General features: G+C 42.9%; 1 protein-coding gene. It reads right to left on the bottom strand.

Annotated features, from left to right (window positions below):
• A partial coding sequence (locus ACIR310F_RS25560; protein WP_035367908.1) for a calcium-binding protein occupies window positions 1-518 on the bottom strand: 518 nt, incomplete at both ends.

Raw genomic sequence — 518 nt, 5'->3', positions numbered from 1 at the left:
GTTGCCAGCACCACCATTGATATCATCATTGCCAGTACCACTATTTATCGTGTCATTGCCACTTCCAGTCACGATACTATCATCTTTACTTGTACCAGTAATCTGAAACCGATTTATCCCAGAGAAATCAACTCTGTCTAATTCGGCGGAATAGGCAGAATTGTATCGGTAAGCTGAACCAGAAAATCCTTCTGTACCTGCGTAGGAAGATAAGACCATCTCACGTCCACTGTCACCAATGGAGTAATCAATAATAAGTAGATCATCTCCTACACCTCCATCGACAACATCTATACCTAACCCACTATTAATCGTGTCGTTGCCAGAAGTTCCTGTAATGGTATCATTCCCGTTAGTTCCTGTAAAATTCTGCTGCTCTACCTGAATATTTTGCCCATTTACCGTAATTGTGGCGTGATCATCCTCAGCCTTCAAAGCCTGTAAAGTCTGAGTATCCAGACTTTCACCCTGTACTAAAGCGGCAAAAATCGCCCCTTCATCTCCAGCACTATCACTGA

It is taken from the genome of Dolichospermum circinale AWQC310F (assembly GCF_000426925.1).
Lineage (GTDB): Bacteria > Cyanobacteriota > Cyanobacteriia > Cyanobacteriales > Nostocaceae > Dolichospermum > Dolichospermum circinale.
This window is presented reverse-complemented; position numbering and strand designations above follow the sequence as displayed.